The following is a 26229-nucleotide window of genomic DNA, read 5'->3' as shown; positions in this document are numbered from 1 at the left end:
GAGGAATCTTCGGGCACATACTATGCTGCCGGGACCGGGTTGAGGTCACTGGGCTTACCCACGGGAATCTTGGCACCGGTCAGCAGGACGGTATTGGACTCGCCAGATTCTGCTGCCGCAATCTCCTCCGGGGTTGCGGGGCGAATCTGCTCGCGCTCCAGCACGTACAGGTGCGAACCCTCGTCGCTACCGTTGGGTTCGTTGATGAAGGCACGGAAGCGGCGCAGGCGGCGCTCGTCGCGCAGGGTTGCAGCCCACTCGTCCTCGTAAGAGTCAACGTGACGCTGCATATCGCGCTCCAGGTCCTCGCACACACCCAGGGAGTCCTCAATGAGGACGGACTGCAGGTGTGCCAGACCGTCGCCGTGCTCCTCATCCAGATCCTCAAGCCAGCGAGCGGTACGCTGTAGCTTATCTGCGGTGCGGATGTAGTACATCAGGTAGCGGTCAATGTAGCGGATGATGTCCTCGCTGGAGGCGTCCTTGACGAAGAGGCGACCGTGAGCGGGGTTTGCACCACCGTTACCACCCAGGTACAGGTTCCAGCCGTTGGTGGTTGCAATCAGACCAACGTCCTTACCCTGTGCCTCGGCACATTCACGGTTACAACCGGAAACACCGAACTTGAACTTGTGCGGGGAGCGCAGACCACGGTAACGGTTCTCGAGCTGGACTGCCATGCCGGTCGAGTCCTGAACGCCGAAGCGGCACCAGGTCGAACCCATGCAGGACTTCACGTTACGCAGGGACTTACCGTATGCCTGACCGGACTCGAAGCCAGCATCCACCAGGCGCTCCCAAATGTAGGGCAGCTGCTCCAGGCGAGCACCGAACATACCGATACGCTGAGCACCGGTGATCTTCACGTACAGGCCGAACTCTTCAGCGACCTCTGCGATGACGCCCAGCTTCTTAGCGGGAATCTCACCTGCGGGAATACGCGGAACGACGGAGTAGGTACCGTTCTTCTGCATGTTCGCCAGTGCACGGTCGTTGGTCTCCTGCAGGCCACCGCGACCAGCGTCCAGAACGTAGGAGTTGCGGAAGGAGGAGAGAATCGATGCAACGGTCGGCTTACAGATTGCACAGCCGTCGCCGCCATGACCGAAGCGTGCCAGCACGGAGTCGAAGTCATCCAGGCTGGTCAGGCGCACAGCCTCAGCCAGCTCTGCACGGGAGAAGTCGAAGTGCTCACACAGTGCCTTGGAGACGGTCAGACCCATCTTCTTCATCTGCTGTTCCAGAGTCTTCTGCAGCATCGGAACACAGGAACCACACTGGGTACCCGCGGTGGTGCAGGACTTCAGGGAGGCAACATCGTGGTTGCCGTCTACGATTGCCTCGCGGACAGCACCGAAGCTGATGTTGTTGCAGGAACACAGGATTGCGTCGTCGGGCAGTTCGGTGTCGGGGATGCCGTCGCCGCCGCCAGCTGCGGTCAGGTAGACGTTCGGCTCAGCGGGCAGTTCGCGGCCGAGCAGTGGCTTGAGGGAGTCGAAGGGAGCGGTGTCACCGACGAACACGCCACCGAGCAGGGTCTTTGCGTCGCCGCTGGTCACGATCTTCTGGTACATGCCGCGTGCGGGGTCTGCGAACAGAACCTCGAGGCAACCCTCGGTGGTGCCGCGGCGGTCACCGAAGCCAGCCACCTGAACGCCGGAGAACTTCAGCTTGGTTGCGATGTCGAACTCTTCAACCTGAGCTTCTTCGTTGTCGTTGAGCAGGTTAGCTGCCACAGCGTCAGCCATAGCGTTAGCCGGCGCAACCAGACCCCAGGTGCGGCCCAGTACGCAGGCGACCTCACCGATAGCCCAAATGTGCTCGTCGGAGGTGTGGCATGCATCGTTGACGAGAATACCGCCGCGCTCACCCAGTGCCAGGTCAGCGTCACGTGCCAGCTCGTCGTTAGCGCGAATACCGGCACCAAAGACCACCATGTCGGCGGGCAGGGTGCGGATTTCAGCGTCCTCAGAGGGAGAATCTGCGATGGAGACGGAGACGACGTTACCGTCAGCGTCCTTGTTGATACCGGAGATGAACACGCCGGTCTCAATCTCAATGCCGGTTGCCTTAATCTGGGCGTTCACGGCGTAACCGCCACCCTGGTCAACCTCAACGGAAAGGAGCCAGGGAGCCACGTCCAGGATGGTGGGCTCTGCACCCAGGTCTTTCAGACCCTCAGCTGCTTCGAGGCCGAGCAGACCGCCACCGACGACGATACTGCGGGGCGCGCGACCGAGGGTGGACTGCAGGCGCTTGACCTCGGAGACCATGTTCTTCACGTCATCGATGGTGCGGAAAACGTGTGCGGCGTCCGAGTTAAGAATGGGGATGCGAACCGCGCGGGAACCGGTTGCGAAGACCAGCACGTCGTAGGGGTACTCGTTGCCCTCGGTGTCGATGACGACGCGGCGGGTGCGGTCAAGCTTCTCTGCGTGGCAGTTGTTGACCAGGTTGATGTTCTCTGCATTCCACAGTTCGGGGTCACCGAGGGTCAGGTCTTTCTCGGTGTCCTTGAAAATCTGCTCGATAGCAACGCGGTCGTAGGGGATGTAGGGCTCATCGTTGAGGATGGTGACGGTGTCCGTCGCGCGACCTGCAGCTTCAGCGCCTTCGTGGTATGCGCGTACGAATCGCCACGCTGCGGGGCCTGCGCCGACAACGAGAATGTTGCGGGGAGTGTGCGACATGGATTTTCCTTCCTAGTTGTAATGCAGGTAGTTCATGGCACGTTCCTACTCTCGATACGCGGTGGTGGCGTGCCTTCGGCGGGAACTCCTAGTTTCCCGGTTTTGGGCTCGTACCGGTGCGTACCGGATAGTTGAGGCGCCCGCTTCTTTAGAATGCATATGAGAATTACGAAACACTTTTATGTGGGATTGTGTTGTTTTCTCCAGGCAGTCAAAAGGCGTTTTTAACTACGACTTTTATCGTACACGTTCTCAGGTACCTCAGGCGTCGAAAATTGGCATTTTTTGGGAAAAATTTTCTAAAAAATCCGCGGAATACCGGGCTAGAATAGGGTACTCTTACCTTACCGGCACTTAATTTAGGTAAGGCTAATCTACAAAAATCGGACTTGAGTTTTAGGGTAAAAATAACCTTTAGCACCGTCCGCGTGCCCCATTTCCAAATGTGGGTTTTATAAGGTAAACTCCAAACAAAGAACACACGAACCGCTATTGTATCCTGCACCCCGCGCGGCGCAGACCACCACTTCGAAAGGAAACCCCCATGGCTGAGAACTGGGTACGCATCTGCGCCGAATCTGACCTCGAAGAAAACTGGGGTGAAGTCGCCCTGATCGACGGCTACCAGTACGCCATCTACAAGACCAAGCACGGCATCTTCGCCGGCGACCACCTCGACCCGCACAGCCAGGCACTGGTCCTCGCACGCGGCATCGTCGGCGAGAAGAACGGCAACCCCACCATCACCTCCCCCCTCTACAAGGAGGTCTACGACCTGACCACCGGCGAGTGCCTCTCCGACCCCTCCTACTCCATCAAGGTCTACCCAGTAGAGGTCCGCGACGGCGACGTCTACCTCAAGACCGCCTAAGCACTCAGCCGCCTACGGCTCTCAAAAACAGCAACACAAAAAACCTCGGGAACATAACGTCCCGAGGTTTTTTGTACGGATTTTTAGAAGCCGCCTCATCAGGTGAGTGAACAGCGAGCGCACTAACCTGATTTTAAGTCATCTAGGCAGCGTCCAGCTGCGCAATAGCCGCATCCATGCGGTCAATAAAGCACTCCGCCACCACGGCAGCAGAAGCACCACCCTGCGCGTTCACCAGCGGCGCGGCAACCTTCACCGGCACACCGGTCGACTCAGCATCACGGCGCATCTTACCGGAGAAGAACCCCTCCGCCAGAAGGTAGGTTGCAGCAAACTTAGGCTGATGCTCAGCAACCACCTCGTGGAACTTCGGATCGATAGAGGCAACGAAGCCGTGATGCACCGGAGTATTCAGTTCCTCAGCCAGCAGCTCAGCGGCACGGCTCATATCCGCGCGACCATCAGCGCGGGAAGAACCGGCCGCGCCCTGCACCACAGGGCCATCACCGGGAGCCCAGCCGACCTCCTCCAGGCGGGTGCGAGTCAAAGCGGCAAGGCGAGGATCCGGACCCAGCGACTCACCAATGCCGATACGCTCAATGCCGCTATTACGCGCGGCACGGCGCAAATCCACCTGAGTGTGAAAGCCGGTCGACAGCAGAATCGGCACAATCACGCAGGGCTCATCATTGGGTAGAGAGGCTGCGGCATCATCAACGCTGGGAGATTCCACATCCACATATGCGGCATGGATACGGTATTCCACGCCGTCATTACGCTGCGCGAGCAGGAACTTAATCTGCTCACGAATCAGCGTAATAGCCTCGCGACCGGCGGCCGAGTCGGTGCCGTGCGAGGTGGCGATTACATTCAGAATAGTCATACTTCCATTGTATGAAAGGAACACCCCGCTTCCCCACTCATGAACACGAGTGACGAAGCGGGGTGTTGCACGAAAGCTAAATATTAGCTCTTGCGGCGGCGTGCCACAACCAGTACGGTACCTACCGCCAGGGTGATAGCACCAGCTGCTGCGGCAAACATAGCGCCGGATGCGCCGGTCTGCGCTAGCTTCGAGGAGGAGCTACCGGAGGTCGAGGAGCCACCTGCGGAAGAACCACCACCGAGGGAGGAACCGCCGTTAGAGGAACCGCCATTGGAGCCGCTCACACCCAAGTTGTCGGATGCTCCGGAACCCGCATCAGAACCACCGTCGGAGCCACCCTTGTAGCCGGCAGCGTTCTGGTCGGCGGTGCTGCTCTCAGAAGCGGAAGCGCTCGCAGAAGTGGAAGCACTCGAAGATGCCGACTCGCTCGCCGAAGCGGTCGCCGATGCACTGCTGGAGCTGCTTGCGGAACTCGATGCGCTCGCGGAAACACTCGAAGAAGCGGACGCACTAGCGGACGCCGATGCGGACTCGCTCGCTGAGGGGGTCACGGCGGGAACGCTCGGAACCGAGGTCGGGGATGCGCTCACCGATGCGCTCGGGGTTACAGAAGCGCTCGGGGTTACAGAAGCGCTCGGCGCAACAGAAGGCACCACGGACTCGGTCGGCAGAGACGGCGAGGTGGGCTCCTCCGAAGGCACTGCGGTGGGTTCTGCGGTCACGCTAGGCTTAGCGGTTGCAGAAGGCTCCACGGTCGGCTCAGCGGTTGCAGAAGGCTCAGCAGTCGGTTCTGCGGTGGTAGAGGGTTCTGCAGTTGCGGTAGGCTCCACAGTGGGTTCAACGGTCGGCTCAGCGGTTGCAGAAGGCTCAGCCGAAGGCGCGACGGTGGGAGCAACGGTAGGCTCAGCGGTCGGTGCCTCGGTGGGAGCAACGGTAGGCTCAGCAGACTTGGTCGGTTCCGGTGCCTTGGTCGGCTCGGGTGCCGGGGTCTGTTCCGGTGCCGAGTTCGTTGCCAGGCGGTTCAGCCACAGCTGATCCTCGTAGGTGGTCGGGTTCTCGAAGCTGGTCGGGTAGATAATATCGCCGTTGGGCAGTTCGAGAGCGTTGTAGCCGCCGCTCTTATCGGTCTTGCGCATCGAGGAGAGCACCACCTCGTTCACCTTGTTCAGGGTGTCATCCATGAACACCAGGCGGGAGCCGGAGGCGTCCACCACAACCACGTTACCCGCGCGGGTCAGGAACATGGTGGCAACCTCAGTCTTCTCGAAGCCCTCAAGAGTTGCGGACTCGCGGACCACGCTGAAAGTGCCGTTCTCGTACTTGAGGATCTGCACCTTACCGCCGTACCAGTTGTTCCAACGGTAAATGTAGCCCTTGGGGCTGACCAGGGTCGAAGGCAGGGTGGTGGTGTAGCCCTCGGGCGAGGAGTTCGGCACCAGGGACACGCCGTTGCTGCTCAGGTGCAGCAGGTGGCCCTTCTGAACAACCTTTTCGCCGGACGCATCGTAGATGGAAGTCGACGGTGCGTAAACGAAGCTGCCGTCGGGCAGCGGTGCGAGGGTCAGGGTGTTGTTGGAGAACGAGTCGCCGTAGTACTCGTCGAGCGAGTAGGCTTTCACAACCTGCGGGTCGATGGAGTCGGGCTTCGGCAGAGCCTCCGAGGTTGCCTTGCCGGATGCGTCGATAATGGTCAGTTTGCCGCCACCATGGCCGTCAATGCTAACGATACCCCAGGTGTTATTGGCGGGGTTGTAGCCGATTGCTTTGACGGTGTTGGTGCCGAGCTCTGCGTTGGAATAGATACCGGAGGAGACGAGCTTACCCTCCGCGGTCACGGTGTACAGCTCGGGCTTGTTGGTCTCACTGCCGATGACGAGCATGCGGTTGCCGTCAGCGTCCACCGCGAAAACGCCCTTATTTGCCTTCAGGACGCCGGTGTCGGTCATCTTCAAGTTGGAGCTGGTCAGCACGGTGTAGGTGGTGTCGCCGCCGAAGCTCGGGGGTGCGACGTGCACGATGTGGTTCCGGCCCAGACGTGCGGTGTTCTGGGGCTGGCTCACGCCCGCGCCGGTGTTGTAAGACTCGGCGACGCTGTAGGCGCTCTTGGGGGTGTTGGCTGCGCTACCGGTGTAGGAGATGCTCAGCGGGTCGAGGCTAGCGCCTTCGTTGTAGAAGTCGGAGAAGGCGTGGTTACCATCGGCGGTCAGGTTCGCGGAGATGCCGCTGATGCTGACCACGCCGCCCTTCTCGCTCTGCTTGGCGGTGCCGGTGCTCAGGGTCGCCATCTTGACTTCCGCGGGGCCCTCGAACTTGCCGGAGGCGTAGTTCTTGGTGCGCACGGTCATGTAGAGAGAGCCGGTGCCGTCAGCGAGGTTCAGTTCCACACGGGGGTTGGAGAAGGTAAGGTTCAGGGCACAGCCGGTTTCGGGGTCCTGACCTTCAGCGCAGTGGCCGGTGAACCAGAGGCGGCCTGCAGCATTCAGAGTGACCTGCTTGCCGTCTTCAGAGACGGTGGTGGAGGTCGGGGTGAAGGTGAACTGCTTTGCGGTTGCGTCCCAGGCTGCACCGTCGGTCATTTCGCGGGGCATACCGTTATAGGACAGGAAAGATGCGCGCACGCCCCACCCGAAGGACGCGCCAGCAGTTGCCTGATCGCCTGCAGCGACGTTCTGTGCGGCAACGTTCTGGGCAGCGACATTAATGTTCTCGGCGAGAACGGGTGCCAGGGGCAGAGTGACAGCGCCAGCGACGACGAGGGCGCAGGCTCCCTTGGAGAAGCGGGTGCCAGATGTGAAAATCTTCATTGGTGTGTATCCATACTATCGACATTGTTAGGACAGGCTTACTATATCGACAGTGTAAGCATTTCTCAACATCAGATTCCAAGAAACCGTTTTGTGACAGCGCGCGAAATATACCGCATCACCTAAATACCCTCGCACGCCGACGGCTACACTCCGCCAGGTAGAGCGCTAAGACGGCTTCTACTCCCCTAGCCTCGTTTCACCTAGTCTCGCTTCCAAGAGTTAAAACGTGACACACCCAGGGTGCCAAGAATCAGACCGCCACCCAAAATCACCAAAATCGGCAACAAGGGCGAGGACTTCTCAACTCCGCGAGTAATTTGCGCCTCCGTCTCCTTCACACCATTCGGTGACCCCGACTCAGTGCGCACCTTCGACGAGGAGCCACTCAAAATCGCGGCGCGACGAGACTGTGCCGCCGAATCATTACCGGACGGCAAATCAGACTCAGGGGTTGCCTGCACAACATGTGCCTCCCAGTACGGTACCCCAGAGCCGAAGAAGATTCAGGGCTCGAAGAGCGCGAGGAGCGAGGAACAGAAATCATGGCGTCCCGAGTTCCCGGCGCCATAGCAGTATCGGAACGGATACCGCGGACCTTGTTGCCGCCCGCAGCACTATTTACGGTAGAATCGCCGCTAGAAATCGCAGTAGGGCTCACAGAAGGTACCCTACCGAACACGCAGGCACCCGGCAGAGCCTCTCCCCCTCAACAACTCCCCTACAGAGAGCCACGCCTCACAGCACCAAGAAACAGATACGCTAAACTACTCCGCACCTAACCCTTCAGCACCTTCAAGTCGACGACGATGCACATTCACCGCCACAGCACTACCCACAAAAGCCACCAACCCAGCAGGGCAATATTCAACAGCAACGTACTCTCCAGCAGCGTGCCGTTATCATGAGCGCTCGCCTTCAGCTTCGAACCGGAAGAATCACCACGCAACTTCGAACTACGAGCATAGAAACTACCCAGATCAACAGCACCCACACTCTCCTGAGGAGAAGCAACATTCACCGTTTCAGACTCCGAAGACTGATAACCCAGCAGGTTCACCACAGTACAGCCGCGCAATAGCGTGCATGACCAGACATAATCATCGTCTCAGGAGCCTGCACAGAAGTATCCGCCACAGAGCTTCGAGACTGCGCAGTAATCCGCACGAGCAGAACGCTGAGCCTCAAGCCGCGCCTCCACCTTTACGGCGCGGGGAACTCCGGTGGTGTCCGGGAAAAATGTTCTGGCAGCTAGCCATAATCTCGTCGACTGTTACACCAGGCTTGGGCGTAAACTCAATCGAGACAGTCTCACTGTTGCTCAGATTCTCAATTTCCGCCATGTACGGCTGCTCAACATTGAGGCACTGGTGTATGCTCAGCTCCAAGTTGCCTTCATCATTCTTTTGAGACAATCAGATGAGCTGCGGGCACGATCATGAAGGGAATTGCTCTATTTATCGGTAATTCCACACTAACAATACTTTTTTATTTATTGTGGTAAATATGCTTTACCTCCCAAGTATTTTACTGTGCAATAACCCACATAGCATATTTTTTATCTTTCAGAACTCCATCAAGAGCACTCAAAATACATAGACTAGATAAAACTTTTCAACTCCACCTTGAGAGTCAAAGTTTTATTGCATATATATGTAGATTAATGGATTTGCAATAAAAATATTCTGTGCTTTAATGCATTTAATTTATTTATTTTAAGTCAAAAAATAGCAGGTCATGCCACTTTTCCTACATTGTTTCACAAAGAGTACAGACCGATACTCCTGATAGAACCCCCCTCACCATTGAGCGCAACAAGCCAACCCCTCAACCGACACGCCCCCTCCCCCAAGCATCCAGGCACAGAAAGCAAGGGAAAGAAAAAACACAGATACGCAAAAGTGCCACTAACACTCTGTCTAAAGTATTAGCGGCACTTACTTCACACACCTCGCGGTGAGCATCAGATGTTTAGAGCCTGGGCTATTAAAGCCTAAGCTATTAGAGGCTGCGGCGGCGCAGGAGCATCAGTGCGGCACCAGCAATCAGAGTTGCAGCGCCAACGCCTGCGATACCTGCAACACCTTCAGCACCGGTGTTAGCCAGCTGCGGCTTCGAGGAAGCCGAAGAAGAGGTCGAAGTCGAACCCTTAGTGCCGGAGAAGCCTACGGTGTGACCCTTGGAGCTAGAGGAGGTAGCAGCAGAAGCGTTGCCAACCTTAGCCTTGGGTGCCTGAGAAGTGGGCATGCGGGTCTCGGTTACGACAACCGAACCGTCTTCGCGCATTTCAGCGGTGAAGACGCTGGTGGTACCGTCGCCGTTATCACGAACAGTGGTATTGTCATCCTCGGTTGCTGCCGGCAGGGTCGGTGCTGGGTTGTTCGCATCGCTCACAGTAGCGGTGGTGACTGCAACCTGGTGAACCAGACCATTGGGGTCGCTGGTTGCCACCATTGCGTATGCGTAACCGGGCTGCAGCAGTTCAGCAAGAACGCCAACCTTGACACGGAAGGTGCCGTTCACGATTTCAGAAGCAGGCACATCGTGGGTTGCCAGAGCCTCACCGGTGATGTTGCCGCTTGCATCCAAGCGGAAGATCGCGATCTGGACACCGTTAGCGACGGACTCGTGGGTGAAGCCGGAGCCGTTGAAGGTCAGAACGTTGTACTGGTCGTTCGGATCTAGGGAAGCATCCTCGGTGGTGAGGGTTGCGTTCTCAGGTACCGCGGGAGCCTCGGGCGCGGGGGGCTCTTCCTTGGGAGCTTCCGGTGCGGGGGGCTCTTCCTTGGGAGCTTCCGGTGCGGGAGTCTCATCCTTGGGCGCCTCGGGTGCCGGGGTCACGGGTGCAGGAGTTTCTTCCTTGGGGGTCTCCGGTGCGTGGGTAACGCTCTCAGTAACCTTGAAGGAGGAGATAGCTACGAGCCTCTGATCGGGCTGACTCTGCGGGTTGCTTACAGCAGACAGTGCGTAGGATGCGCCGGCGGGCAGCTTGCTTGTTTCAACGGTGATGGAACCTTTGAAGGTGCCATCCTGAATCTGGTCTGCGGGTACCACAACGGTAGCAAGAGCCTCGCCGGTGATCTGGTTGTCTGCATCCAGTGCGTAGATGCTGACCTGCACACCGGGGCCAACCTTCTCGCCGTAGAAGCCTGCGCCAACAATGTTCACAGTGTTCAGCTGTGCATCAGCGGGGAAGCGAGCATCCTCAATAACGATGGAGGGGTCAGCCTGCTTCACCTCGGGAGCCGGGGTGTCGGGACTGGTCGGCTCGGGGGTTGCCGGAGTGGTGGGGGCATGAGTCTCAGCCTTGGGAGCCTCAGTTGCGTCTGCCTTGGGGGTTTCGGTCTTAGGTGCTTCGGTTGCCTCAGCCTTAAGGGCTTCAGCCTTGGGAGTCTCGGTTGCGTTGCCGCCGGGCAGGGAAGAAGTCTGAGAAGATGCCTTCTGATCAACAACCTGCTGCTGATCGGCGGGTGCTTCTGCCGCAAAGGTTGCCGGGATTGCTGCTACAGATCCAGCGGTAAAAGCTGCCGCAGCTGCAATCTTGTAAACGCGACGGGTAGTCTTCGACATTTTTCCTCGATCTCTGAATTATCGATGGTGAACCTAAGCGGCGCGCCTCCGTCATTGAGGGACGCACAGATTCACATATGGGTGTGATTGCTAAAAGGCTAACACCCGACTCTGAGTCTTCTACTCTTTTAATATCCACTTTAAGTAACTGTAATGAAATCGTTATAAAACCATCTCTTAAGTTGAGGGTTATTGCAGACCAATTGTGGTGTTTTCCAGTCATATACTGACATATGAGCGCCGACGACCTTACACTTTGATTGCATTTTAGGAAATTAGGATACTTTCCATGAATAATTTCATCCCAACTATTTCACCATAGTGAACCATAAGTCTCATGTACCACTTTATGGTTCTATTAAGTACTCTTGGACATCTCTCCCCCACTCTTTCCCACCCCGCGTAGCACCCCAACCAAAGCTCCATACAAGCCGCAGACCTCCCGCGCACACGAACAAAAAGCCTCGCATCAGCGGACGCAAGATCACAAAACTTAGCTCTCTTTGCGAATCACCTTGAACTGGCTGGGCTGCGCCACCGGGCGAATAGTAATACGGTCGAGGTTCACGTGGTGCGGAACGTTTAACGCAAAGGTCACAGTCTGCGCCACATCCTCGGCAGTCAAAGGTTTCTCGACTCCGGCATAAACACGCTCAGCCGCCTCCTTAGAACCCAGACGATTCAGGGAGAATTCCTCGGTATGCACCATGCCCGGGCAGATCTCAATCACGCGCACATTATGCTCTGCCTCTTCCAAGCGCAGCGCCTCCGTCAGGCCGCGAGCGCCGAACTTCGCCGCGTTATATCCGGCGCCACCCTCGTAGCCGTGCTCAGCAGCGGTGGAGGTCAGATTCAGAATCGTGCCGTGGCCATTCTGCCGCAGTGCCTCCGCGAAAGCACGCACCATATGCAGAATACCGAGCACATTCATCTGGTACATCTTCAGATAATCATCAGGCTTACCCTCTGCGACCTTGTCCACACCAATAGCACCACCAGCAATATTGACCAGGTCATCAATAGTGCCCTGCTCTTCCAAAATCTGCTCGGCAACGAAGCGTACGGAATGCTCGTCGGTCACATCACACGTAACCGGATGTGCACCAGTCTCGGTGTAAAGCGTGTAGAGGCGGTCAGTACACCGCGCCACTGCATAAACAGTCCATCCGCTAGCCACCAGCTGATGCACCGTAGCTCGCCCAATACCACTGGAGGCGCCGGTCACCACGGCAACTTTGCCAACACCGGTATTGGGCAGGAAAGGAGATACAGGAATGTGGGTGTTCTCAGTCATACTTTAATCCTAGTAGAGCGATGCCCGCGGGTGCTCTGTTCGAGCAGACCCGCGGGCATATATTTTGAAATGTTCGATAGCGAGATAGATGCCGACAATGCCACTATTCAGGACGAACGGTACAGGCACTGTCACACCTACTACTTGCGGCGGCGAGGCAACCCCCAACGGCTCCTGCCGCCGTCACGGAACCCAAGGCGGTGCTCAAAATAGACGGGCGAGCTACTACCGGTCCTGATGGTGTCCGGAGGGACTGTACCTTCACGCGCCGACATCAGATAAAGAATCGCGGCACCGGGCATAAACACAATCAGAGGCAGTACGAAACGCATACGCGCCTCACCGTAACCGCTACACACAGTCAAATGCCAGACGCACAACGCAACCAGCACCAGGTGCAGTATCAGCAAAACAGTTTCAGGCGTACCCAAACCAAAAATACTCAGAGAACTCATTGGCAACTCCTCGAAGGTCATGTACTTTCAGTCTACGCCGCCTCCGCGCTACTGAGAAGGATTCACCAGCTGTTGATACTCAAGATTTTCGCGCCTACACTGCTGGTAATCGAGGGTAGATAATAGGGGGGTTCTCTCCCCCTCGCCATTTTCCGCTGAGTTTACCGTTGAATCCCCGGTTACTCCTCATACCGCATACTCCTCATGTAGGGAACTTCCATGACAGCAATACCGCACGAGCGCATCACCGCGCTACACGAGCAACGCCGCACCCTACAGCAGAGAGCACACAGCATCCGTGCCGCCACCGGAACCCCCTACAGTTCTGAGGTTCACCTGCTACTCGGGCAGAGCTACCTCGACCCCGCCAGTTGGCAAGAACTCACCGCCTCCAGCGGGATACGTGCCGCAGCACGCAGGGCACAATTTGCGCGCCGGTACCGGCACCTCCTGGCGCGTCTAGAAGCCGCCATCGAGCGGTACGAACAGCACAGCGCAGCGCGGAATTCCCCTGGAGCTGAGAGAATGCCGTGAATATGAGAAAATAGCCGTTATGGCTGAAAACATTTTGGGCTCAGACTCGCCCGTACAGATTAACGTTCCCGACCGCCCCGCCCTGGAAGGCCTCGAAGAGAAGCTCTCGCAGCGCTGGACCGACGAGAAAACCTACGCATTCGACGAGAACACCACTCGCGAACAGGTCTACTCCATTGACACCCCGCCGCCGACCGCATCTGGCTCCCTGCACGTGGGTCACATGTTCTCCTACACCCAGACCGACGTCATTGCACGATACCAGCGCATGACCGGCAAGAACGTGTTCTACCCGCTCGGCTGGGATGACAACGGCCTGCCCACCGAACGCCGTGTTCAGAACTACTACGGCGTTCTCTGCGACCCCTCGGTGGCAGACAACGACTCCTTCCGTGACCTGATCACTTGGAAGGCAGACGGTACCCCCAAGCCTGACCGCAGCCAGGCAAAGTGGCCGCGTATCTCCCGCAACAACTTCATTGAACTCTGTGAAGAGCTCGCGGTTGAAGACGAGAAGGTCTTCGAAAACCTCTTCACCACCCTGGGTCTGTCCGTTGACTGGTCGCGCACCTACCGCACCATCGACGCGCACTCCCGCAAGGTCTCCCAGCTCGCCTTCCTGAAGGATCTGGAAGCAGGCAACGCCTACATGGCAGAAGCACCGACCATGTGGGACGTCACCTTCCGCACCGCAGTGGCACAGGCTGAGCTGGAAGACAAGGAACGCCCCGGCGCGTACCATCGCATCAGCTTCCACCGCCCCAACGGTGAGAAGGTCTGGATTGAGACCACCCGCCCCGAGCTGCTGCCCTCCTGTGTGGCTCTCGTGGCACACCCGGACGATGAGCGTTACAAGCCGCTGTTCGGCACCACCGTCACCTCCCCGCTGTTTGGCGTTGAGGTCGAGATTAAGGCGCACCCGCTGGCACAGCCGGATAAGGGTGCCGGTATCGCCATGATCTGTACCTTCGGTGACACCACCGACGTCACCTGGTGGCGTGAACTGCAGCTGGACACCCGCGCCCTCATCGGTCGCGATGGCCGTTTCTCCCGTGAAACCCCCGAGTGGATTACCTCCGCCGAGGGTCGCGAGCGCTACGAACGCATGGCAGGCACCACTGTCTTCACCGCGCAGAAGACCGTCGTGGAGATGCTGGCTGAGGCTGGCGAAATGGACGGCGACCCCAAGCCGATTACCCACCCCGTGAAGTTCTACGAGAAGGGTGACAAGCCCCTCGAAATCGTTGCTTCCCGTCAGTGGTACATCCGCAACGGTGGCCGTGACGCGGCACGCCGCGAGAATCTCATCGAGCGCGGCCGTGAGATGAACTGGTTCCCCTCCTTCATGCGTAGCCGCTACGAGAACTGGGTTGAGGGTCTGAACGGCGACTGGCTGATTTCTCGCCAGCGTTTCTTCGGCGTTCCCTTCCCCGTCTGGTACCCGCTGGACGCTGAGGGCGAGCCGGACTACGAGAACCCGATTCTGCCGACCGAAGAGATGCTGCCGGTTGACCCCGCATCTCAGGCTGCTCCCGGTTACACCGAGGACCAGCGCGGCGTAGCGGGTGGCTTCATCGCTGACCCGGACGTTCTGGACACCTGGGCTACTTCCTCCCTGACCCCGCAGATTGCGACCGGCTGGGGCGTGAACCCGGACCTGCATGCGAAGACCTTCCCCATGGATCTGCGCCCGCAGGGTCACGACATTATCCGTACCTGGCTGTTCTCCACCGCTGTTCGCGCGGAGACCCTGGCTTCCTCCGTGCCCTGGTACAACACCGCGCTTTCCGGATGGATCCTTGACCCGGACCGCAAGAAGATGTCCAAGTCTAAGGGCAACGTTGTGGTCCCGAACGAGGTTCTGGAGAAGTACGGTTCGGACGCTGTACGCTACTGGGCTGCTTCCGCTCGCCTGGGTGCTGACACCGCCTACGACGAAGGCCAGATGAAGATTGGCCGCCGTCTTGCTATCAAGCTGCTGAACGCATCCAAGTTCGTGCTGAACCTGGGCGCTACCGAGAAGTCCGTGATTACTTCTCAGGCTCAGGGTCGTGTGCTGATCAACGCTCTGGACCGTTCCCTGCTGGCTCGCTTGGCGTACCTGATTGAGGAAGCAACCGCCGCATTCGAGAAGTACGAGTACGCTCGTGCCCTGCAGATTTGCGAGAGCTTCTTCTGGTCCTTCACCGACGACTTCGTTGAGCTGATTAAGGACCGTGCGTACGGTGCTCGCGGCGAGGAGGAGCAGGCTTCTGTTCTAGCTGCGCTGGCAACCACCCTGGATGCTCTGCTGCGCTTGTTCGCGCCCTTCCTGCCGTTCGTGACCGAAGAGATTTGGTCCTGGTGGCGTGCAGGTAGCGTGCACCGCGCCGAGTGGCCGCAGGCACTGCCCATTCTGGAAGGTACCCTGCTGGCTGAGTACTCTGCACAGAACCCGACTGCCGGCATTTCTGCCCAGTGGGTCCTGGCGGATGCTGACCCGGCTCAGATTGAGTCGCTGAAGCAGATTCTGCCGGATGTTGCTGAGGCTCTGGGTGGCCTGCGCAAGGCTAAGAGCGACGCGAAGGTTAAGCAGCGCACCGAGGTTGAGTCCGCAACTATTGCGGCTCCGCAGGCTCAGCTGAATCGCATTGCCGCTGGCATGGCTGACTTGAAGGCTGCCGGTAACGCTCGTGAGCTGTCTCTGGTGGCGGCTGAGGGTGAGCTGGAGGTTCGCGATGTTATGCTCGTTGTGGAAGAAGCAGCTGAGTAATTTCGCCAAATTTTAAGCGTTCTTCGTTTAAATTTATGACGCTGTTTGAGCGTTGAAGACGGGGCGGTACCGATTGACGGTACTGCCCCGTCTTCTGTGCCTCTGTATGTTAGTTTTCTATTTTCTGGGGTTGGGTTTAGGTCCGTTAGACCATGGAATATTCAACTTCGGCAGACGCATAAGTCTGCCCAGGCTCTACACGCCAGCTACACCAACGAAGTGTATGAGCTCTGGCATCAACACATCTCCACCAGCGCCGCCACCGATGAGGCGAGCATCGCCTCCGGTTCTTTGAGCGCTCAGCAGCTTGAGGCCTGACCCGCAAGTGGGTGCGCTTCATGCGCGAAAACTGCGATATGCTGCACCACGAAAGCTCCATCACCGCCGCACGTGCCGCGGTTGAGACTAAGCCCCCCCCAAGTAGGGCCACCCCATATTCTCTTTCGTGCGGCAACACTAGCACTTTCGCGTTGGTACCGCGTTTTTCTGGGGCGGGGCAATCGAGCCAAGCAATTAAGCCCTGCCCGGAATGCATACTTCACACAACCCGTCCCTTGCTATAGTTATGGGTATTCAAAGACCCTAACTATGTTTTGCAGAAAGGGCGGGAATGCCCCACCAAAAACGCGTCCTGCGGCCTATACGTAGTGACGTTGCTCCCCCAGTTACCTCTCCACCGGTCTACCGTGGCGATATTGACACACGCGGCTCAGCTCAAGACCTCGTCCCGCGCAGCTTGTGGGTCAATTTCTGGGATATTCTGTTCTTCATCTTCGCAGGCATCGCGGCTCTCGTACTGACCTTCATGATTCTGGCGAATACTGTCGGCCACTCTTTTTGGGGTTTCCCCATCGCCTTCATTTTCTGGGCGGTCACCGCATACCTGACGCTACCGCGTTTTCACGCCATCATGACCCGCATCTACGTACCCGACTACTTTATTGGCCGTACCCGCACCCCGGACGGCCTGCTCGGTGACCCGGTCAATATCGGTCTGATTGGTACCGAGGAGCAGATTCACCAGGTCATGCAGGACGCCGGCTGGACTCGCGCTGACGACGTTACCCTCGTCTCTTCCTGGAAGATTATTCTTTCCACCATCACCCGCCGCTCCTACGCGGAGGCACCCGTCTCCCCGCTGAAAATTTTTGGCAAGACACAGGCTTTCGCCTATCAGAAGGAAGTGGACGGCAACCCCGAGAAACGCCACCATGTGCGCTTCTGGAAAACCCCGGACGGCTGGTTGCTGCCGGGCGGTCACCAGGTGGATTGGTTGGCAGCGGGCACGTACGACTCCGGCGTGGGTTTCAGCTTCTTCACCCTGCAGGTCACGCACCGCATTGACGCTGAAACCGACTTTGAACGTGACTACATTGTGGAGTCCATTCAGTACGCTCACCCGGAAACTCACGTTGAGATTCTGCACGATTTTTCCTCCGGGTACCACGCCCGTAACGGTGGCGGTGACGCAATCCGCACGGACGGCGCGCTCCCGGTCATCGTGCTGAACAACGAGGGCCTGGAGCCGCAGGAGCAGGAAGAAATTCACCTCTCCAGCGCGCACGACCTGGCGTACCGCATGCCGCTGAGTCTGCTGGTCGGCTCGGGTATGCTCATCGCCGTGACGCTCGCAGACATTATCAATAGCATCATTCTGGCGCTCAGCCGCCCGGCAATGCGCGCCAAGTTGCTGGAGGAAGGCTCCGGCAACGATGTTGAGTTGTTAAGCCTTTTCGATCAGATGGATAGCGACGTACTGCTGACCATTACCAGTACGGTGCTGGTTGGTTTCGTAGCGATTTATTCGGCGGTGCACCTGTTCCTGCTGTGGAGCACCTTGCGAGGCTCGTCGAAGGCTCGCCGACTGGCTCTACTATTAACGGCTCTGAACTTCACGGCGATTACCGGCGGCGTGCTGTTGGGGCGCCAGTCCCTAATGCTGTCCACGATTTTCTTCCAGTTGGGCGTTGCCGTGTTCGCGATGCTAGCTTTCACCTCGGACGCGGCAGTCCAGTACACGGCAACCCGCACCTTCCATATGCGTGATACGAAGATCGTGCAGCGCGCAACGCACCCGAAGGTGCTCGAGCACAGGGCTCAGCACAAGGCACAGAAAACGCAGAAGGCGCAGAAGGCTCGCAGGGGTACCTCTGCAAGCCGCACTCACCGCGCGTAGAGTGCACGCTTCAGGGATTGTACGCTTCAGGGCAACATAGTGAATAGAAAAGTACCGCCCGGTCAGTAACCGGGCGGTACTTTTATGCTCTGCAGCCGCAGACTCTAACGAGCCTCAGCGCAGTGCAGGATTCTTAGGCTTCGCCGATTTCGCCGTGGAAAATCGGGCCCACGTTACGGGGGCGCTTGAGCTCAAAGAAGCCGGGGTAGGAAGCCAGCGCCAGGGCGCCGTCGAAGAGCTTACCTGCCTCTTCACCGGCAGGGCTCGGGGAGATGACCGGGCCGAAGAAAGCGGTGCCGTTGATAGAGATCAGCGGAACACCAACATCGGTGCCGCCCACGGTCTCCAGCGCCAGGTTCAAGGAAGCGCGCATCTGCTCATCGTACTGATCGGTGAAGGCGACATCTGCCAGCTCTACGGGCAGGTTGACCTCCTCCAGTGCCTTGACGATTGCGTCGCGGTAGGAATCAGCCTTGTTGCTATTGTGGTGAATCTGCTCACCCAGAGCGTCGTAGAGGGGCTTGATGACCTTGTTGCCGTGCAGCTCCCGCACAGCGGTGATAAGGCGGGTCGGCGCCCAGGACTGGTCCATCATTGTCTGGTAGTCAGCGGGCAGCTCGCGACCCTGGTTGTGCATGGACAGGGAGAAGGGGCGCCAGGTCACCTCAACGTTGCGGACCTTCTGCACCTCACCAATCCAACGGGAGGTAATCCAGCACCAGGGGCAAATCGGGTCAAACCAAAAATCAACCTGTGCGGGTGCGTTCTCAGCCATGAGTGTTCCTCTCTCATATGATTACGCCAGCCGCTTCTATGAGCCGGCGCTTATTCTTGGGTACATGCTCTTCAACATATGCTCTTCAGGACATGTCAATGAGAGCGGTACCTGCTAGTGAGCCGTCACCCCATACAACCAGGGCGACGGCTTCTTTATTCCCTAGCCTTATCGGCTGGAAGTATTCGGTTATGCTGCCTGACGGTCCGCATCTTTCAGGGAGGCGGTCTTCGCTCCCCCCTTCACGGTGCGGGTGGCCTCGGCTTCAGGGTCGGGCGCCTGTAGCACGTAGCGGGGTTCCGTGCCGTTGAGCACGGTGTCCTCACCAATGACGATAGATACCACATCGGTACGGTCCGGGATGTCAAACATAATCGGCTGCAGAATCTGCTCCATCATGGAACGCAGGCCGCGGGCACCAGTACCGCGCTCGGCAGCGAGGCGCGCAATAGCCTCGACTGCTGCGTCATCGATGATGAGTTCTACTCCGTCCAGGGCGAAGAGGTGACGGTACTGCTTGAGCAGCGCGTTCTTCGGTTCGGTCAGCACGCGAGCCAGCTCTTCTTCGTTGAGCTCGCTCAAGGTTGAGATAACCGGCAGACGGCCAATCAGCTCGGGGATGATGCCGTAGTGCGCCAGGTCCTCGGGCATGATCTGGTCCAGCGGGTTCTTCACGGAACCGCCCAGTTCAGCACCGAAACCGATACCGCCGGCACCCACGCGGGCTGCGATGCGGTCATCAATATTGTCGAAGGCACCAGCCACGATGAAGAGAATGTTTGAGGTATCAATCTCAATGTTTGCGTGCGCGGGGTGCTTGCGTCCGCCCTCCGGCGGTACGGTCGCCACGGTGCCCTCAATAATCTTCAGCAGCGCCTGCTGCACGCCTTCACCGGACACGTCACGGGTGATGGAGAGGTTCTCGCCACCCTTACGGGCAATCTTGTCGATCTCGTCAATATAAATAATGCCGCGCTGAGCCTTGGCAATATCACCGTCAGCAGCGTTAATGAGGCGCAGCAGAATGTTCTCCACGTCGTCACCCACGTAGCCCGCCTCGGTGAGGGTGGTTGCGTCGACCAGGGCGAAGGGCACATCCAGCTTCTTCGCCAGGGTTGCCGCCAGGTAGGTTTTACCGCAACCGGTCGGGCCGAGCATCAGAATATTCGACTTGCCCAGCTCCACCTGCTCCCCCGCGGTCGCCGAAAGAATGCGGGAAGTCAGTACTGGGTTATCAATATCGTGGATGCGCTTGTAGTGGTTGTACACCGCCACCGCCAGGGTGCGTTTCGCCGCGTCCTGACCGATGACGTAGTCGTTGAGGTAGCTGTAAATTTCGCGCGGAGTAGCCAGCTGAGCCGCGGGGGCAGCTGCGGGGGCTTTGACTTTCAGACGCTCTTCCGCGAGAATCTCTTCGCACAGCTCCACGCATTCGTCGCAGATGGAAACGTTCGGGCCGAGCACAATCTTGAAAACCTGCGCGCGAGTCTTCTTGCAGAATGAGCATCGCATGCTGGCGTTGGGCTGTTCGGGAGGCACAATGATGTCTGTGGCCACGAAAATTCCCTTTCAATCGGCGTGGTGAAATCGGTACAGAAGGGTCGGTGACCTGATATCTGCGGTGATTTCTCAGGAGGTGCACCGGCGGGTAGTGGGTGCCTTAGTTTGAGTGAGAAAACGGTATGAAATACTCGAATTTTCTCCTTCTCTAAGGCTACCGGAGTTCACCCCGGAACCAAGAATTACGCACCGCAAATGCACGGACTTACCGGGCATATGACAAAGCGCGTCTTTTATGACGGCGCCGGGGGCTGATACTCCGGCATGTGACGCGACAACCCGGCAGAGGCTAAAGCCTGGCAGATCGCAAAACCTTACAAGAAAGCGCAGGCCAACGCCACCTATCAGCTGATCTCGCCGCACCCCACCCGGCGGGCACAAATCAGCGGACACAAAAAGGGCGGCACCACACCGCGCACCAGCCCGAAGGCTCGCACACGGCACGATGCCGCCCCTCCCCTAAAAAATGCTCGGGGATATTCCTCAAAACTAAAGTTTAGGTGTGGGAAATAGCGGTGTTGGTCGCAGGCTTACGTAGCTTACGAGACTCCAGCACCTTATCGACCAGGCCGTACTCCAGGGCAGCAGCCGCAGTCAGAATGTTGTCACGCTCAATGGATAGGTCAACTTCCTCGTAGGTCTTGCCCGAGTGCAGTGCCAGGGTCTGTGCAGTCCACTCACGCATACGCATAACCTCGTTTGCGTGAATCTCAATGTCAGATGCCTGACCGCCCTGCTGGCCGCTCAGCGCGGGCTGGTGAATCAGCACGCGAGCGTTCGGCAGTGCCAGACGCTTGCCGGGGGTACCGGCAGCCAGCAGAACCGCCGCAGCGGATGCCGCCTGGCCCAGGCACACGGTCTGGATTTCGGGGCGGATGAACTGCATGGTGTCGTAGATGGCGGTCATTGCGGTGAAGGAGCCGCCGGGCGAGTTGATGTACAGGGTGATGTCACGCTCGGGGTCCTGTGCCTCCAGCACCAGCAGCTGAGCCATGATGTCGTCAGCGGATGCGTCATCCACCTGGGTGCCCAGGAAGATGATGCGGTCCTCGAACAGCTTTGCGTACGGGTCCTGACGCTTGTAACCGTAGGGGGTGCGCTCCTCGAAGCTGGGGAGCACATAGCGGTTGCTCGGCATAGCCGGCGCCGAGGTGGTGATATCGTTCGGCAGGTAGTTCATGTGCATCTCCCTTATGCGTTCTTCGATTCGGGCAGCTTACCGGCGGTGGTGGCAATGTGGTCGAAGAAGCCGTATTCCAGGCCTTCTTCCGCGTTGAACCAGTTGTCGCGGTCGTTATCCTTCAGGATGGTTTCCAGGCTCTTGCCGGTGCGCTCAGCGGTGATCTCTGCCAGGCGCTTCTTCATGTCCAGAATCAGCTCAGCCTGGGTGCGGATATCCGATGCGGTACCGCCAATGCCACCGAGGGGCTGGTGCATGAGGATGCGGGCGTTCGGGGTTGCGTAGCGCTTGCCGATGGTGCCTGCAGTGAGCAGGAACTGACCCATGGATGCTGCCATACCGGTCACCACGGTCACCACGTCGTTCGGGATGAGCTGCATGGTGTCGTAGATAGCCATGCCGGCGGTTACAGAACCGCCGGGAGAGTTGATGTACAGGTAGATGTCTGCCTCGGGGTCTTCAGCCGAGAGCAGCAGCATCTGGGAGCAGATGAGGTTAGCGTTGGAGTCGCGCACCTCGGAGCCGAGCCAGATAATACGCTCCTTCAGGAGGCTGTTGTAGACGTAATCTTCCTGGGCACCAACGATGGGGGTTGCCATAGACGGCGCGGGCGCCACGCCGGCTGCCTGGGAGGCGCCGATGGGCAGAGGCATGTAGCTGGACATTCTTCCTCTTCTTCTCTAATGGGTCTTCGCTGCGTCTTTGCGCGATTTACGCGCCGGAGCGCACGCGAAAAGTTTCGTTGCTACTACCTTACCGATAGTTGCTCTCCCCCGCTTCTCTGCACGTTGTTCGTTCGCCAGGGGGTGAAGCATAGGCAAAAACTTGGGGTGGAATAGATTGGGGGGTGAAAAGAGCCTCAGCGGGCACCCAACCGATAACTCGGTGGATGCCCGCTGAGGCTACACGTTTCAACCAATCAGCTCACGCCCTCTAGCGGGGTGGCTTCTTGCAGACCATGGCGGGATTTAGGCAGCTGCCTCTTCGCCCTCACCCAGGTACTTGGACAGGTCAACAACGTTGCCCTTGGTGTCCTTGACCACTGCGGTCTTCAGCACAGTTGCCAGAGCCTTGGAGCGGCGAACCTCGCCGACCAGTGCGCCAGCCTGGCCGGAGCCATCCAGCATCTGTGCGAACTGGTTGGGGTCCATGCCGTACTGGGAGCTCATGGTGATGATGTAGTTGATCATCTCAGCCTGGTCAACGGTCACTTCTTCCTTGTCCGCAACAGCGTCGAGAACCATCTCGTTCTTGAATGCGGTCTCGGTGTTCTCGCGAACCTCGGCGCGGTGCTCCTCGGTATCGTGAGCTGCTTCAGCGTTGGGGCTGTTGAAGTGCTGCTCGAGCTGGTCTTCGATAACCTTCTCGGGGACGGGGATCTCAACGAGCTCAACGAGCTTTGCGAGGACCTTGTCGCGTGCCTGGGTGCCCTGCTCGGCAACCTTAGCTTCTGCAACCTGCTTCTTGATGTCTTCCTTCAGCTCGTCGATGGTGTCGAACTCGGAAGCCAGCTGTGCGAACTCGTCGTCAGCTGCGGGCAGCTCGCGCTCCTTAACTGCCGAGAGCTTGACCTTGATGACTGCCTGCTCGCCTGCGTGCTCGCCACCGGAGAGCTTGGTCTCGAAGGTTGCGTCCTCGCCAGCAGACAGGCCGGTCAGAGCCTCGTCGATGCCGTCAAGCATGGTACCGGAACCGATCTGGTAGGACAGGTCGTTTGCTGCGTCTACCTGCTCGCCGTCGATTTCTGCGGTGATGTCGATGGTCACGAAGTCCTTGTCAGCTGCGGGGCGCTCAACGGTCTTCAGCGTGCCGAAGCGCTCACGCAGAGCGTCCAGTGCCTGAACCTCGTCCTCAGCGGTGACCTCTACCTCGTCAACCTCAATCTCGAGGCCCTCGTAGTTGGGCAGCTCGATTTCGGGGCGGACGGTGACGGTAATGGTCAGCTTGACGTCTGCCTCACGGTTCTCGGTGGAGGGCTGGGACTGAACGTCCAGCTCGGGCTGTGCCAGGGGGGAGAGTTCGTTCTCGCCCAGTGCCTGTGCGTAGTAGTCGTTCAGAGCGTCGTTCAGGGATGCCTCGACGATGTAGTCGAAGCCCGCACGCTGCTCGATGAGCTGCTTGGGCAGCTTACCCTTGCGGAAGCCGGGAACGCTGATCTGGCCTGCGAGGTTCTTGTAGGTGCGGTCCAGGTAGGGCTTGAATTCTGCGAAGGGAACCTCGACCTCAATCTTTGCGAGGGTCGGGTTGAGCTTCTCGACGGCGGTCTTCACGTCCGTGATCTCCTCATATCGTTTCGGTGCGGCACGAATCGTGTGTGCCGCGGTTGCTTACTGGAAAGAGCGCCGCGACACGATACGATGTCGCGGCGCTCGTTTCACGTCGGGGCGACAGGATTCGAACCTGCGATCTCCTGCTCCCAAAGCAGGCGCGTTAGCCAAGCTACGCCACGCCCCGTGAAACTGACCATGCTAAACATATACATGCATAACACAATCAGTGCTCTAGTTTACCTGTTTTCCTGCTAAATGCCCAACACAGCGGCTCGTGCACAAATTATTTCCACTCAGCGCGTACTCTTCTGTCTTCCTTGGTTTTGTAGGGTGTTTTGTGTGGATGCGCGGTGAGGGGATGACGAGCTGGAGCATGCGGATTCCGAGCGCGCGAGGAAACAAATCCGCATGCGGAAGGGATTCCCGTCATCCCGCAACGAAAAAGGCCCCGGTGCTTACGCCGGAGCCTTTGAAGTGGAGGGGATGACGGGAATCGAACCCGCGTAATCAGTTTGGAAGACTGAGGCTTTACCATTAAGCTACATCCCCGGAATGGAACTTGACTATAGTAGCGAGGTTCCATCTGGGCTGTCAAATATATGAGCAAATGTATGAGTAGTTTTTAGACCTGGCAGCCGGGGCACCAGTAGAGTTTGCGGCCGGCGATTTCTTCCATACGGATGGTGGTTCCGCAGCGACGGCAAGGCTCGCCGTGGTGCATGTACACGTAGTTGGCGTGCTCGGGCCAGGCTTCGGTTTCGAGTATGCCGGGGCGGTCTTTGGGTTCGGTGGTGATGATGCGACCCACGCGCACGCCGATGACCAGCAGATGCTTATTGTCTTCCCAGAGTCGCTTCAGCTCCTCGTCGCTAAGGCTCTTGCCGGGGCGTAGCGGGTCAATTTCCTGGCGGTAGAGCGATTCGGCGCGGAAGATATTGCCCACGCCGGAGATTGCTGCCTGATCCATCAGAATCACACCGATCGGGCGGGAGCTCTTACGTGCGGCGCGGTAGAAATGTTCGGGGTCGGCGTCCGGGTTGAGCGGGTCGGGGCCAAGCTTAGAGCGGACGGTGCGAACCTCATCCGGCGTAAGGGTGCGGCAGATAGTCGGGCCCACCAGATCCGCCCAGCCGTGTTCGGAAACAATACGGCAACGCACCGTGCTCTTCGGCTCGGGAGGACCGGCGTAGGGCTCTCCCTCCCCCGCGGCGTATTCTTTTTCGCCAATCTTGCGGGGCGCACCGATGCTCGAAGCACCCGTGAACGTTTCGTCTCCGCCGAAGCTCCAGTTACCGTAAATACCCAGATGCACATTCAGGGTCAGGTCGTTGTCGAAAGTCACGAACAGGTGCTTACCGTGCGCGTATGCACCGGTGATGGTGTGCCCGTCCAGCAGGGCGGCACCCTCAGCGTAGCGGCCCTGCGGGGAGGAAACCTGCACGTGCTCGCCGGTGAAGACGTCGCTAATCTGGCGGGCGATACGGTGGATGGAGTGGCCTTCGGGCACGGGTTCTCCTCGAAAACTTGCTGGTTAGAAATAGCGTGGATTATATGGGGTGCAGAAATAACTGAGGCGTATAGCCTGCACTATACGCCTCAGATTTTAGAGCTTAGGCAGCGTCAATCTGCTTGCCGGCAATGTCGCCGGTCTGCTCGTACTCAGCCAGCTGACCGATACGGCGTGCGTGACGCTCTTCGTTGGTCCAGGGGGTAGCCAGGAAGACCTTGATGATTTCCAGTGCTTCTTCCTTGGTGTGCTGGCGGCCGCCCACAGCAACGACCTGTGCGTTGTTGTGCTCGCGAGCCAGTGCCGCGGTGTCATGGTTCCATGCCAGAGCCGCACGGATACCCTCAACCTTGTTCGCAGCCATCTGTTCGCCGTTGCCGCTACCGCCGAGCACGATACCCAGGGAGTCCAGGCCGCCCTCGCGGTCGCGCTTCACGCCAAGGGCTGCGTTAATACAGAACGAGGGGTAGTCATCCAGCGGGTCGTAGTCGGCGGGGCCATGATCAATCATTTCGTAGCCCGCAGCGGTGAGGGACTCGATCAGATAGTGGCTCAGTTCGAGGCCAGCGTGGTCGGTTGCGATGTGTACGCGCATGGGTACTCTCCTGGTGATTTTGTCTTGGTGTGACGTGCGAATGTGTGTTCGTGGGAGACGCCGGTTCTCAGTTCTGAGCACCGTTGCTAGAGTGCGCCGCGCATCCATCAGGTGGGATGCGCTTCCCCGTTTAGGTTTTTCTGTCTTAACTGTATCGAATTCGCGTTGGTTCGGGTAATGGGATGCCTTCTAGACCCCCGCCTATGCGGTAGACTGTGGGATATGGCACTTTGAGTGTCCCGATTCACCGCGCCTGAGTTTCAAAACCTCCAGCACTACGTATGCAGCGTCGCAGGAGCCGCACCTCGGG

General features: G+C 58.4%; 18 protein-coding genes and 2 tRNA genes. 3 read left to right on the top strand and 17 right to left on the bottom strand.

The features are described from left to right. Positions 1–20: 20 nt before the first annotated feature. On the bottom strand, positions 21–2690 hold the full coding sequence (gene nirB, locus QFX07_RS03795; protein WP_279754136.1) for a nitrite reductase large subunit NirB: 2670 nt from the start codon (positions 2688–2690) through the stop codon (positions 21–23). A gap of 544 nt (positions 2691–3234) precedes the next feature. Here nirB and nirD point away from each other — a divergent pair. Then, the gene (nirD, locus tag QFX07_RS03790; RefSeq protein WP_279740123.1) at positions 3235–3561 is read left to right on the top strand and encodes a nitrite reductase small subunit NirD; all 327 of its coding nucleotides are present in this window, start codon (positions 3235–3237) and stop codon (positions 3559–3561) included. Between the two features lie 142 nt (positions 3562–3703). Here nirD and QFX07_RS03785 read toward each other — a convergent pair whose 3' ends face one another. The 7 genes from QFX07_RS03785 to QFX07_RS03755 all read right to left on the bottom strand — a co-directional run bounded on the left by QFX07_RS03785 (position 3704) and on the right by QFX07_RS03755 (position 12570). Further along, positions 3704–4444, bottom strand: a complete 741-nt coding sequence (locus tag QFX07_RS03785) for a sirohydrochlorin chelatase (protein ID WP_279740125.1) — start codon at positions 4442–4444, stop codon at positions 3704–3706. Positions 4445–4527: 83 nt separating this feature from the next. Beyond that, complete coding sequence (locus tag QFX07_RS03780; RefSeq protein ID WP_279754137.1) at positions 4528–7251, bottom strand: HtaA domain-containing protein; 2724 nt, start codon at positions 7249–7251, stop codon at positions 4528–4530. 203 nt (positions 7252–7454) lie between these two features. Further along, positions 7455–7715 (bottom strand): hypothetical protein, encoded by a 261-nt coding sequence (locus QFX07_RS03775; RefSeq protein ID WP_279754138.1) that lies wholly within the window; start codon positions 7713–7715, stop codon positions 7455–7457. A 353-nt stretch (positions 7716–8068) separates the two neighbouring features. After that, complete coding sequence (locus QFX07_RS03770; protein ID WP_279754139.1) at positions 8069–8329, bottom strand: hypothetical protein; 261 nt, start codon at positions 8327–8329, stop codon at positions 8069–8071. Between the two features lie 923 nt (positions 8330–9252). Then, positions 9253–10821, bottom strand: coding sequence for an LPXTG cell wall anchor domain-containing protein (locus tag QFX07_RS03765; protein ID WP_279754140.1), 1569 nt, complete (start codon positions 10819–10821; stop codon positions 9253–9255). 493 nt (positions 10822–11314) lie between these two features. Then, on the bottom strand, positions 11315–12115 hold the full coding sequence (locus QFX07_RS03760) for an SDR family oxidoreductase (RefSeq protein WP_279754141.1): 801 nt from the start codon (positions 12113–12115) through the stop codon (positions 11315–11317). Between the two features lie 140 nt (positions 12116–12255). Next, a complete protein-coding gene (locus tag QFX07_RS03755) occupies positions 12256–12570 on the bottom strand; it encodes a penicillin-binding protein (protein ID WP_279740135.1) in 315 nt (104 codons plus the stop codon). Between the two features lie 553 nt (positions 12571–13123). Here QFX07_RS03755 and valS point away from each other — a divergent pair. Beyond that, on the top strand, positions 13124–15856 hold the full coding sequence (gene valS, locus QFX07_RS03750; RefSeq protein WP_279754142.1) for a valine--tRNA ligase: 2733 nt from the start codon (positions 13124–13126) through the stop codon (positions 15854–15856). 610 nt (positions 15857–16466) lie between these two features. Then, positions 16467–18032: an LssY C-terminal domain-containing protein gene (locus tag QFX07_RS03745; protein WP_279754143.1), complete on the top strand. Its 1566-nt coding sequence runs from the start codon at positions 16467–16469 to the stop codon at positions 18030–18032. A 133-nt stretch (positions 18033–18165) separates the two neighbouring features. On the opposite strand, the gene QFX07_RS03740 is transcribed toward QFX07_RS03745, so the two are convergent. The 9 genes from QFX07_RS03740 to QFX07_RS03700 form a co-directional block, all read right to left on the bottom strand. Then, positions 18166–18807 carry a DsbA family oxidoreductase gene (locus tag QFX07_RS03740; protein ID WP_279740141.1) on the bottom strand — a complete coding sequence of 214 codons (642 nt, stop codon included), beginning with the start codon at positions 18805–18807 and terminating at the stop codon, positions 18166–18168. A 189-nt stretch (positions 18808–18996) separates the two neighbouring features. Further along, a complete protein-coding gene (gene clpX / locus QFX07_RS03735; RefSeq protein WP_279740143.1) occupies positions 18997–20364 on the bottom strand; it encodes an ATP-dependent Clp protease ATP-binding subunit ClpX in 1368 nt (455 codons plus the stop codon). Positions 20365–20863: 499 nt separating this feature from the next. Further along, complete coding sequence (locus QFX07_RS03730; protein WP_414628308.1) at positions 20864–21553, bottom strand: ATP-dependent Clp protease proteolytic subunit; 690 nt, start codon at positions 21551–21553, stop codon at positions 20864–20866. 5 nt (positions 21554–21558) lie between these two features. Continuing rightward, positions 21559–22212, bottom strand: a complete 654-nt coding sequence (locus QFX07_RS03725; RefSeq protein WP_005505718.1) for an ATP-dependent Clp protease proteolytic subunit — start codon at positions 22210–22212, stop codon at positions 21559–21561. 303 nt (positions 22213–22515) lie between these two features. Continuing rightward, positions 22516–23817, bottom strand: coding sequence for a trigger factor (tig, locus tag QFX07_RS03720; protein WP_279740149.1), 1302 nt, complete (start codon positions 23815–23817; stop codon positions 22516–22518). 109 nt (positions 23818–23926) lie between these two features. Next, positions 23927–24001 (bottom strand) — tRNA-Pro (locus tag QFX07_RS03715). A 291-nt stretch (positions 24002–24292) separates the two neighbouring features. Beyond that, positions 24293–24366 (bottom strand) — tRNA-Gly (locus tag QFX07_RS03710). Between the two features lie 73 nt (positions 24367–24439). Continuing rightward, a complete protein-coding gene (locus QFX07_RS03705) occupies positions 24440–25324 on the bottom strand; it encodes an Fpg/Nei family DNA glycosylase (RefSeq protein WP_279740151.1) in 885 nt (294 codons plus the stop codon). 103 nt (positions 25325–25427) lie between these two features. Continuing rightward, on the bottom strand, positions 25428–25919 hold the full coding sequence (locus QFX07_RS03700; RefSeq protein WP_070686549.1) for a ribose-5-phosphate isomerase: 492 nt from the start codon (positions 25917–25919) through the stop codon (positions 25428–25430). Positions 25920–26229 lie beyond the last annotated feature (310 nt).

Source organism: Rothia similimucilaginosa, assembly GCF_029850985.2.
GTDB lineage: Bacteria > Actinomycetota > Actinomycetes > Actinomycetales > Micrococcaceae > Rothia.
The sequence above is the reverse complement of the archived record's forward strand: the minus strand, read 5'-3'. Positions and strand labels throughout refer to the sequence as shown.

Bases quoted from the DNA above. Each gene is read 5' to 3' on its own strand.
- nirB (WP_279754136.1), bottom strand. From the start codon at position 2,690: ATGTCGCACACTCCCCGCAACATTCTCGTTGTCGGCGCAGGCCCCGCA.
- nirD (WP_279740123.1), top strand. From the start codon at position 3,235: ATGGCTGAGAACTGGGTACGCATCTGCGCCGAATCTGACCTCGAAGAA.
- QFX07_RS03785 (WP_279740125.1), bottom strand. From the start codon at position 4,444: ATGACTATTCTGAATGTAATCGCCACCTCGCACGGCACCGACTCGGCC.
- QFX07_RS03780 (WP_279754137.1), bottom strand. From the start codon at position 7,251: ATGAAGATTTTCACATCTGGCACCCGCTTCTCCAAGGGAGCCTGCGCC.
- QFX07_RS03765 (WP_279754140.1), bottom strand. From the start codon at position 10,821: ATGTCGAAGACTACCCGTCGCGTTTACAAGATTGCAGCTGCGGCAGCT.
- QFX07_RS03760 (WP_279754141.1), bottom strand. From the start codon at position 12,115: ATGACTGAGAACACCCACATTCCTGTATCTCCTTTCCTGCCCAATACC.
- QFX07_RS03755 (WP_279740135.1), bottom strand. From the start codon at position 12,570: ATGAGTTCTCTGAGTATTTTTGGTTTGGGTACGCCTGAAACTGTTTTG.
- valS (WP_279754142.1), top strand. From the start codon at position 13,124: ATGGCTGAAAACATTTTGGGCTCAGACTCGCCCGTACAGATTAACGTT.
- QFX07_RS03745 (WP_279754143.1), top strand. From the start codon at position 16,467: ATGCCCCACCAAAAACGCGTCCTGCGGCCTATACGTAGTGACGTTGCT.
- QFX07_RS03740 (WP_279740141.1), bottom strand. From the start codon at position 18,807: ATGGCTGAGAACGCACCCGCACAGGTTGATTTTTGGTTTGACCCGATT.
- QFX07_RS03730 (WP_414628308.1), bottom strand. From the start codon at position 21,553: ATGCACATGAACTACCTGCCGAACGATATCACCACCTCGGCGCCGGCT.
- QFX07_RS03725 (WP_005505718.1), bottom strand. From the start codon at position 22,212: ATGTCCAGCTACATGCCTCTGCCCATCGGCGCCTCCCAGGCAGCCGGC.
- QFX07_RS03700 (WP_070686549.1), bottom strand. From the start codon at position 25,919: ATGCGCGTACACATCGCAACCGACCACGCTGGCCTCGAACTGAGCCAC.